General features: G+C 61.3%; 9 protein-coding genes. 4 read left to right on the forward strand and 5 right to left on the reverse strand.

Features of this window, described 5'->3' with window-relative positions; all coding sequences use genetic code 11:
- Window positions 1-70 precede the first annotated feature (70 nt).
- The 3 genes from GQO94_RS16575 to GQO94_RS16585 all read left to right on the forward strand — a co-directional run bounded on the left by GQO94_RS16575 (window position 71) and on the right by GQO94_RS16585 (window position 2,301).
- Window positions 71-244, forward strand: a complete 174-nt coding sequence (locus tag GQO94_RS16575; RefSeq protein ID WP_156842544.1) for a DUF1328 family protein — start codon at window positions 71-73, stop codon at window positions 242-244.
- A gap of 512 nt (window positions 245-756) precedes the next feature.
- Complete coding sequence (locus GQO94_RS16580; protein WP_156842545.1) at window positions 757-1,491, forward strand: PAS domain-containing protein; 735 nt, start codon at window positions 757-759, stop codon at window positions 1,489-1,491.
- 291 nt (window positions 1,492-1,782) lie between these two features.
- Window positions 1,783-2,301 (forward strand): c-type cytochrome, encoded by a 519-nt coding sequence (locus GQO94_RS16585; RefSeq protein WP_232332979.1) that lies wholly within the window; start codon window positions 1,783-1,785, stop codon window positions 2,299-2,301.
- A gap of 70 nt (window positions 2,302-2,371) precedes the next feature.
- On the opposite strand, the gene hemA is transcribed toward GQO94_RS16585, so the two are convergent.
- The 5 genes from hemA to puhC are packed head-to-tail and all read right to left on the reverse strand — an operon-like array spanning window position 2,372 to window position 6,251.
- On the reverse strand, window positions 2,372-3,592 hold the full coding sequence (hemA, locus tag GQO94_RS16590) for a 5-aminolevulinate synthase (RefSeq protein WP_156842546.1): 1,221 nt from the start codon (window positions 3,590-3,592) through the stop codon (window positions 2,372-2,374).
- A gap of 19 nt (window positions 3,593-3,611) precedes the next feature.
- Window positions 3,612-4,367 (reverse strand): putative photosynthetic complex assembly protein PuhE, encoded by a 756-nt coding sequence (puhE, locus tag GQO94_RS16595; protein WP_232332980.1) that lies wholly within the window; start codon window positions 4,365-4,367, stop codon window positions 3,612-3,614.
- 23 nt (window positions 4,368-4,390) lie between these two features.
- Window positions 4,391-5,482, reverse strand: coding sequence for a magnesium-protoporphyrin IX monomethyl ester (oxidative) cyclase (acsF, locus tag GQO94_RS16600; protein ID WP_156842548.1), 1,092 nt, complete (start codon window positions 5,480-5,482; stop codon window positions 4,391-4,393).
- On the reverse strand, window positions 5,479-5,769 hold the full coding sequence (locus GQO94_RS16605) for a hypothetical protein (RefSeq protein ID WP_156842549.1): 291 nt from the start codon (window positions 5,767-5,769) through the stop codon (window positions 5,479-5,481). Before GQO94_RS16605 ends, acsF begins: the two co-directional genes overlap by 4 nt.
- Window positions 5,766-6,251 carry a photosynthetic complex assembly protein PuhC gene (puhC, locus tag GQO94_RS16610; protein ID WP_232332981.1) on the reverse strand — a complete coding sequence of 162 codons (486 nt, stop codon included), beginning with the start codon at window positions 6,249-6,251 and terminating at the stop codon, window positions 5,766-5,768. The genes GQO94_RS16605 and puhC overlap by 4 nt, the downstream gene beginning before the upstream one ends.
- Window positions 6,252-6,292: 41 nt before the next feature.
- Here puhC and GQO94_RS16615 point away from each other — a divergent pair, with 41 nt between their 5' ends.
- Window positions 6,293-6,448, forward strand: a complete 156-nt coding sequence (locus GQO94_RS16615) for a hypothetical protein (protein WP_156842550.1) — start codon at window positions 6,293-6,295, stop codon at window positions 6,446-6,448.
- Window positions 6,449-6,506: the final 58 nt, after the last annotated feature.

The following is a 6,506-nucleotide window of genomic DNA, read 5'->3' on the forward strand; positions in this document are numbered from 1 at the left end:
TGTTCCGGGCGATGGAACAATGCCGGAGCACCGCTGTTCGCTTCTAGGTACAGAACAGGAGCCAACACCCATGTACGGATTTGCAGCAACCCTTGCGATTATTGCCTTAATAGCCGCAATCTTGGGATTTGGCGGGCTCGCCGGAACCTTGGCCAATGTGGCGATCATCGTGTTCGTCATCGCGCTGGTACTCACGATCATCTTCTTCGTTCTCGGCTGGAGAGCAGCAAAGAAAATCACCTGATTGTTTTCAGACCGTCGCTGTGATTCGTATGGAATCACAGCGACGGCAAAGCCATAGCATTCGCCACGTTTCGCCACCGCTTCAAACGCGCAACTAATCGCACAGAACCACGGTCTGGCCCGGTCGTTCGAGAGCGTCAGGGCGCCCAGCTATAGGGCGTGCACGCCAAGATGCGTGCATGCCTCTTGGCCGAATTCAGCAACAAATGTTTACAAGGATACAGAACCGGATTACCATCACGCTCACAAACGGTTAGTCGCACCAAACAACAGCCAAGCCCGATATATTTCCCTTCTTAGTATTGTTTGGGGAGTGAGTGTGTGCCGGTGTCAGCTGCGGAATTTGTGAGGCAGTTCGCCAAATATCGCGAACAGGCGCGCTCGGCCCCGGTTTACATCTCGCATCACGGTCGCAAGACTCACGTCCTTTGCGAGGCGGACGCCTTCGAGAAGCTGCGCAATTCCCCGGCGCGCCTCGACACAATCGACACTACCCTGACTCTGGCCGACTGGATGGATGAGGCGTTGATCGTCTGCAATCAGGAAATGACGGTCATCTTCCTCAATCGAGTCGCGCGTGCCGTCGTGCAGTTCAATACGAGCGACATCGTCGGCAACGACTTGTTCGACGCATTACCGAGCCTTGCGGACAATCCCGTCGAAGAAATGATCCGTCGGACTCTTGTCGCCCGTGAACCCGGCTCAGCGGATATTGCCTCACCCTTTAGTGACAAGACGTGGCTCCGCTTCCAAAGCATTCCTCTCGACGGGCATGTCGTGCTCAAGTTTCGCGACATCACCGAAGAAGTGCATCGACACCATTTCGAGGATGTGAAGAAAGCTCTGATTCAAGCGATGAGTGCACACGGCGAGATCGGCTATCTGCGGCTTTCAGCTCGTGGCACCATCGATCGGATCGGTCGGCAGTTCTGCAGCATGCTCGAATTTCCCATGGCGCGTCTGGAAGGCGTGCTGCTTGGCGAGCTTGTCGCCGAAGAAGACGAGCCACGTTTTCGCGAGACTTTCGAAATGGTCCTGCGCGGGAACGGCCCGAGGCGGATGCAAATCGGGTTTCGGACCAATTCTGGCGAATTATTGAATTGCACGCTTGCCATAGTTCCGCTGAGTGGTGCCTATCGACCCGAAGGCGCGGTGTGTTTGCTGACCAAGGCAAACGGCCACGTCGCCGACCGACCGTCAGCGATCATCGATGCACGATTTCACGCTGATCGACGGGACAGCGCCTAGAAAGGACACCGCCTGCAAGCAAACCATTGGATTGACCGCTATTTTCAAGCCACGCTGATTATCAGCTATACCTCAGCCGATATCCCTGCCGACAAGAATTCCGATTCCTGGTCGCGTTGCCTCATGGTGATGCCAGCACCGAAGTTAAGCATGCTGACTCGACAATAGCGATCAGACTAGCGGTAGTCCCTTTCGTCGAAGCCCACCGGTTTCGCCCGGATTTACACAGTTGCGCATTAGTTCTGCTAGGGCTAAATTGCCTCGGGGACAGGGTCAGGAAGGTGACAAAATATGACAAAACAAGCGCATTTTCTTGGATTAACCGCGGCCACGTTTTTGCTGGCGTCTTGCGGAGGAAATAGCGACGCACCGCCGGCCGAGGAAACGCCAGCGATGACAGAAGCGACAACGGCAGCGGCCGAGCCTGCTGCTGCCGCTGCTGCGGAGGCACCGCCGGCGGATTCGACGGAAACCACCGATGGCACGACTCTCGCGTCATTCACGCCTGACGTCGATCACGGCAAGGTGGTGTTCCTGCAGTGCAAGACCTGCCACGTGCGCGAAGAGGGCGTGAACCGGATCGGCCCATCGTTGGCGAATGTCGTCGGTCGCGAAGCGGGCACCGTGCCGGGCTATCAATACTCCGAAGCCAATGCCAATAGTGGCATTACCTGGACGCCGGAAAAGCTGTTCCAGTATTTGCAGTCACCCCAGCGCGTCATCCCGGGCACCAAAATGACCTTCCCCGGGCTTCCCAATGGCCAGGATCGCGCAGACGTGATCGCCTATCTGCAGACGCCGCCCGAATAGGCTCTGACCCAAGACAAAAAAGGGGCGCGAACCTTGAAGTTCGCGCCCCTCTTCGTTTGTCGGAATGGGTTCAGGCCGCCATCGACCTGCGTGCCAGCGCGCATTGCGACCAGATGTCGCTCAACGCCTCGATCAGCCGATCGATGTCGCCGTCGGTGTGCACCGGCGACGGAGTGATGCGCAGCCGCTCGGTGCCGCGCGGCACCGTCGGATAATTGATCGGCTGCACGTAGATCCCGTGATTGTCCATCAACCAGTCGCTGATCCGCTTGCACTTGTGCGCGTCGCCCACCATCACCGGGATGATATGGCTCGGGTTGGGCAAGTGCGGAATGCCGAGCATGTCGAGCTTGCGCCGCACTTTTTCCACCCGGTCGCGCTGGCGGGCACGCTCGAATTCGCTGGTCTTGAGATGGCGAATGCTGGCCGTCGCGCCCGCCGCGAGCGCGGGCGGCAGCGCGGTGGTGAAGATGAACCCGCTGGCGAACGTGCGGATGAAATCGCACAAGTCTGCCGAGGCCGCGATATAGCCGCCCATCACGCCGAACGCCTTGCCCAGCGTTCCCTCTATCACGGTGATGCGGTCCATCAGCCCTTCGCGCTCGGCGACGCCGCCACCACGGGGGCCATAAAGCCCGACAGCGTGGACTTCGTCGATGTAGCTCATCGCGCCGTGCTTTTCGCACACGTCGAGGATTTCGGCGATCGGGGCGATGTCGCCGTCCATCGAATAAACGCTCTCGAAGGCGACGAGCTTGGGCACGTCCGACCCGAATTCGGACAAATGCCGATCAAGGTCTTCGGGATCGTTGTGGTTCCAGATGCGGCGTTCGGCGCGCGAATGGCGGATGCCCTCGATCATCGAGGCATGGTTCAACGCATCCGAAAACACCACGCAGCCCGGAATACGACCGGCCAAAGTGCCCAACCCTGCCCAATTCGAAACGTAGCCCGAAGTGAACAGGAGCGCGGCTTCCTTGTGGTGGAGATCGGCGAGCTCATTCTCGAGCAACACGTGATGGTGGTTGTTGCCCGAAATGTTGCGCGTGCCCCCGGCCCCGGCGCCGCATTCGTCGATCACGCGGTGCATCGCTTCCAGCACCGCGGGATGCTGGCCCATGCCGAGGTAGTCGTTCGAGCACCAGACGGTGACTTCGGACTGTTCGTCCTCGACATAGCGGGTGGCATGCGGGAACTGGCCGCGATGGCGCTTGATCTCGGTGAAGACGCGATACCGCCCCTCCTCGCGCACGCTTTCGAGTTGTCCTTTGAAAAAGCCGTCGAAATCCATGTGTCTTCTCCCCCCGATTCTATTGTGATCCCAAGTGCTGGCGGCGGGGCAGAGCCCACCCCCACAATGCGCCGTCGCGAAACGGCAAAGCCAGAAACAGGTGCTCCAGCACACCCAAAGCGGCAAACGCGAACAACAGGCTCGCGCCCACCGCATCCGCGCTGCCGGCCACCGAACCCAACGCCGCCGACCCGAGCCACGCCGCGAGCGCCAACGTCGCGCCGATCGTCGCGAGCAATGTGGCTGTCAGGTGGTTCGGGCCGAAATAGCTGGTCAGATAGTGCAGATGCGCCGGCAGAATATCCGTGCTCATGTTCGGCACGCCGAGGTAGATGTTGATCTTGGTGCTGAGCCGCAGGACCAGCAGCAACGAGAAGACCATCGCGCCGATCTGGTTGGGCGCGTTCCAGGTGAGCGCGATCAGCAGCACCGCGGTCACGGCCAGCGCGATTTCGTGGTGGATGATCGTTGCCGTCGCCGCGTTGAAGCGCTCCCAGCCCGTCGCCTCGGCCGGGCACAGAGTGCGCCGCGGGCCGGCCACCGCGCCGGTGAGGAAGCTGATCTCGTGCCAGGCCCACACCATCAGCGCACCGATGAAGCCGGCGTAGACCGCGAACACCGATACCGATTGTGCCGTCGCCAGGATCGCGATGAGCCCGCCGATGCCCGCGATGCCCGCCAGCGCCAGACTGCGCGGAAACGTACGCCGCTCGAGATTGTCGAGCCAGGCGACCAGCCCCGTCGCCAGGAACCATACCGCGATGGTCACGACCACCGGCAGAACATGGCCGCTCCAAGTTACCATGCGGGTTGCATCCGAACCGACTGCGGCAGTGCGTTGGGGCGGGTACGATGAAAAAACATCCGGGCGAACGCCGTCCCGGCGCCGGCCATCCCGCCGATCCGCTGCAACAGCCCGACCAAGCCGCCACGCTGGCGCCCCGCCGCAATGCGGTCATTCGCGAGGCGCAGATCCTCCATCCGCGCCCGAAAGCGCGGGCTGTCGATATCGAGTTCGACCGGAAAGACCTGGCGGCTGATCTGGTTACAAATCGAATAGACAGCGTAATCGTATTCGGTCGGATCGATACCGAGCGCGTCGTGGAAGACGGGCCGTGCATGGTCGCGCACATACATCGTCGCATAAACCGACAGCAGGAAGAAGCGGACCCAAAGCTTGTTGTGGCCTGCGAGCAGCTTGGGATCGGCGCGCATCAGCAAGGCGAAGGCCTCGCCATGGCGAAACTCGTCGTTGCACCATTCCTCGAACCAGCTGAAAATCGGATGGAAGCGCAAGTCGGGGCGACGCGCGAGTTGCCGAAAGATCGTGATGTACCGCGCGTAGCCGATTTTCTCCGACAGATAGACCGCGTACCAAATGAATTTCGGCTTGAAGTAGGTGTACTTCTTCGTGCGCGTGAGGAAGCCGAGATCAACCCCGATCCCCGCATCCTTCAAGGTATCGTTGATGAAACCCGCATGGCGGCTCTCGTCGCGGGCAAGCAGCTTGAACAGCCGCTTGATGTCCGGGTTCTTGGTCCGCTTCGCGATTTCGGCATAGAGGATGCAGCCCGAAAATTCCGCCGTGAGCGAGCTGACCAGAAAGTCGATGAATTCGCGTTTCAGCGGCGGCGGCAGATTCTCGATAACGCCATCGAAGCTCGCGTCGCGCTTGAAGTGGTGCTTGTTCGGATCGGCCTGCATCTCGGCGATCAGCTGGTCCCATTCGCGGCGGACCAGCGACACGTCGATCGCGTCGAGCGCATCGAAATCGGTGGTGTAGAAGCGCGGGCTGAGCACCGTATTTTCGCGCGCCATCTCCAGCGTTTCGTCGGAGGATTCGGGGATCCGATAAAGTTCGGCGGCAGCAATCTTTGCGTGGGCGTTCATGGCTGGCTCCTTCCCGAGAAACTGACTTCGTAAAGCTCTGCGAATTCGAAATGCGCCCGCAGCTTGGTCCAGGCGCGCTGGAGCGGACCGGCACGAGTCACGGTCGCGATCCGTTCGGCGATCACGCTCTGGCCGAAGGCCAAGACGATCGGCTCGCCATGCACGCGCACGCTGTCGCCGGGGTGGATGGCGACGTCGTCGGCCAGCTCGACATGGGCGTGGAAGTGCTCCTCGCTCTGCTCGACGGCGATCCAGCACCGAACCTCGAAACTGCGCGCGTGGGTCATGTGGCGTCGCCGCTCGGCAGGAACTGCGCGAAGGTGGTGCGATTGGCGGGCCCGAAACTCCCCAGTTCGATCACGCGACCGGTGGTGGGGTCGGTCAGCGAAAGCGAGCCGTTCTGCCACAGGGTCAGCTCGAACGGCGGGCCGGAGCCGACATCGTGCATCCGGCGCTCCCGAGCGAGGCCGCGCATGACGCCGCGCACGAAGCCCCCGCCCTCTTCGTCACCCGCAATGGTCGCCACGGTCTGTCTGGTCACGGCGTCCGCGACGACGACCGAGCCATCGTCCCGATCGCTGAACGTCAGGCTGCGGGTTTCGACCGGTGCCACGTTGGCGTTCTGGCGCTCAACCGTGGGCACGGCTTCGCGCGGGGCGAGGCCCAGGCTGACTGACGCGGTCAGCAGCAGGGTGACCGCCACCAGCGCGCCGGCCATGGTCAGCATGGGAACAGGTACGGTGTCCTTATGATCGTGGACCAGGCTCATGCCGCTGCCCTCGCCAGTCCGCCTGCAAGAGCGCGGGAGCCATGGGCGATCTCGTCCTTCTCGACCGGTGCCGCCGTTTCGATGGCGTTATGCGCCGCGCAGACTTGCGCCAGCAATTCGGCAACGGCGTGCGTGAGAACGGCGGTGCAAAATTAGACCACGGTAGCGGCGGCGAAGTGCTGCTGCGGGCGGCGTAAAAGTCGTCCACTTTTTCCCTTTCGCGATGGCGGCGAGGGGGATGAGGGATTTACACCG

It is taken from the genome of Novosphingobium aquimarinum (genome assembly GCF_009746585.1).
Taxonomy (GTDB): Bacteria; Pseudomonadota; Alphaproteobacteria; order Sphingomonadales; family Sphingomonadaceae; genus Novosphingobium; species Novosphingobium aquimarinum.